Raw genomic sequence first — 1,193 nt, forward strand, 5'->3', positions numbered from 1 at the left:
GGAAGGTCTGAAGTAGCCGGATGTTTTCCGGCTACCGAGTCCTCAGCACTTTCAAAAAACGATGCATGTCGAAATTTGCTCAATTATCTTCGCTTTTTAGCTCTTTCGGCTGCTGCAAAGCCTTTTGCGGTAACCATTTCCTGCATTACACGCGCACCTCTCCTGCGCTCGCCAACAAATGTCGGCGGGCCATCCACAGGTTTGACAGGGCGAACAACGTCACCATCTGCGCGGTGTTCTTGGCCAAGCCCCGAAAGCGCACTTTTTCATAGCCAAACTGGCGTTTGATGACCCGAAACGGATGCTCGACCTTGGCGCGAACCTGGGCCTTGGCCTTCTCGATTTTTCGGATCGCCTTGTACAAAATACTGCGTTTTCCGTGCTTTTTGTAAGTGCTGCGGCGGGCGGCAATCTGCCAAATGACCTTGCGCCCAGCGTGTTCTTCGCGCTTCTCGACCCCGGTGTAACCTGCGTCGGCGCAGACTACGTTTTCCTCGCCGTGCAGCAGTTTGGCAACCTGCGTGACGTCTGCCATATTGGCCGCTGTTACTACCACGCTGTGCACCAGGCCTGACTCGTCGTCGGCGCCGATGTGAGCCTTGGCGCCGAAATAGTACTGGTTACCTTTCTTGGTTTGATGCATCTCAGGATCGCGTTTGCCATCCTTGTTCTTGGTCGAACTGGGCGCGTGAATCAGCGTGGCATCGACGATGGTGCCTTGACGCAACGACAAGCCACGGTCGCCCAGATAACCATTAATTACGCCGAGAATCCCGGTCGCCAACTCGTGCTTTTCCAGCAGACGACGGAAGTTGAGAATGGTGGTTTCGTCTGGAATTCGCTCCAGGCTCAGGCCTGAAAACTGACGCAGGATGGTCGTCTCATACAGCGCTTCTTCCATCGCCGGATCGCTGTAGCCGAACCAGTTCTGCATCAGATGAACACGCAGCATCGCCATCAGTGGGTAGGCGGGCCGGCCACCTTCTCCTTTTGGATAATAGGGCTCAATCAGGGCAATCAAACCTTTCCAGGGCACCACCTGATCCATCTCGATCAGGAACAATTCCTTACGGGTCTGCTTGCGCTTGCCGGCATACTCGGCGTCGGCGAAGGTCATCTGTTTCATCATCGAAAAGCTCGGCGACTGGTGTCCGGAGATTTTGCCAAATTAGGAAGTCTTTTTCAGAGTTTCC

General features: G+C 54.6%; 1 protein-coding gene. It reads right to left on the minus strand.

The features are described 5' to 3' along the window. Nucleotides 1-145: 145 nt before the first annotated feature. The gene (locus RYB66_RS19730) at nt 146-1,126 is read right to left on the minus strand and encodes an IS5-like element ISPsy2 family transposase (RefSeq protein ID WP_316895230.1); all 981 of its coding nucleotides are present in this window, start codon (nt 1,124-1,126) and stop codon (nt 146-148) included. Nucleotides 1,127-1,193: the final 67 nt, after the last annotated feature.

Origin of the sequence: Pseudomonas syringae group sp. 243L2 (genome assembly GCF_032587875.1) — a bacterium.
GTDB classification, from domain to species: domain Bacteria; phylum Pseudomonadota; class Gammaproteobacteria; order Pseudomonadales; family Pseudomonadaceae; genus Aquipseudomonas; species Aquipseudomonas amygdali.